Source organism: Streptococcus sp. GMD6S (assembly GCF_000297015.1).
In genome coordinates, this window is record NZ_AJRH01000193.1 from 1 (window position 1) to 913 (window position 913).

Sequence of the window (913 nt, forward strand, 5' to 3'; positions counted from 1 at the left end):
TGGCAATAGTTGGTAAGGCCATGTTTTCTCACTTTCTACAATAACTTTTTCTGTTCTAGATTCTTCCGAGTTGAACGAGGTTCGGCTTGACCAAACTGCTCTGCCAAACGCTGACTCCAAGAGGTTGTCGCACGCGCACCAGCATAGTCTGCCTGTACTTTGTCATAGTCCAAAATCGCTGCTACTGGCTGTTCTTGGTATTCTTCTTCAAATACCACTTGGTTCAAAGGCAGTCTTGGTTTGACATCATGTTGTTGATTTGGCACGCCAAGGGCAATCCCAAAAACGGGATAGGTATAGTCAGGCAAGTTAAAAAGCTCTGCCACTTCTTCTGACTTGTAACGGACCAAACCGATAATCACACCACCATATCCCAGACTCTCAGCCGCAAGCAAGGTATTTTGCCCTGCAAGCGCAGCGTCCACAGACGTGATAAGGAGACCTTCTACCCCTTGAGGTTGGAAAGTGTCCGTATGAAGGCTTGCTCCCTTTTCAGCTCGGTTCAAGTCACCGACAAAAAGCAAAAAGGCTGCTGACTGGCGAATAGCTTCCTGAGGAACCAATTCATATAAAGCATCTTTCTTCTCTTGACTGCGTACAAGAATCACAGAGTAAGATTGGAAATTTTTCCAAGATGACGCCATTTGAGTAGCAGTCAAGATTTCATTTAAGTGTTCTTGAGAAATCTCTTGCTCCTTAAAGCGACGAACTGAAGTATGAGCTTTCATCAGTTTAATGGTTTCTGTCATCGGCGATTTTCTCCTTCTAGTCTTGTTTCCTCTGCTAAATAACGAATCCGTTCCATGACCCGTCTAGCTTCCCAAGTCTCATCATTTCCATTCTTTCCTTTAGCAAAATGTTTTTCCAAATCTTGGAAATTAAAGTTGGAAGTAAAGAAGGTTGGCAAATCTTC

Annotated in this window: 1 protein-coding gene and 1 pseudogene; both read right to left on the reverse strand. The window is 43.6% G+C overall.

Going from position 1 to position 913, the window contains the following annotated elements; all coding sequences use genetic code 11:
* Positions 1-35 precede the first annotated feature (35 nt).
* A complete protein-coding gene (locus GMD6S_RS09610; RefSeq protein WP_000140859.1) occupies positions 36-749 on the reverse strand; it encodes an NADPH-dependent oxidoreductase in 714 nt (237 codons plus the stop codon).
* Positions 746-913: pseudogene (locus GMD6S_RS09615) on the reverse strand (primosomal protein DnaI); the annotation flags it as partial. The gene GMD6S_RS09610 and the pseudogene GMD6S_RS09615, both read right to left, overlap by 4 nt.

Excerpts from the sequence above, each read along its gene's own strand:
- GMD6S_RS09610 (WP_000140859.1), bottom strand. The coding sequence starts at position 749 with ATGACAGAAACCATTAAACTGATGAAAGCTCATACTTCAGTTCGTCGC.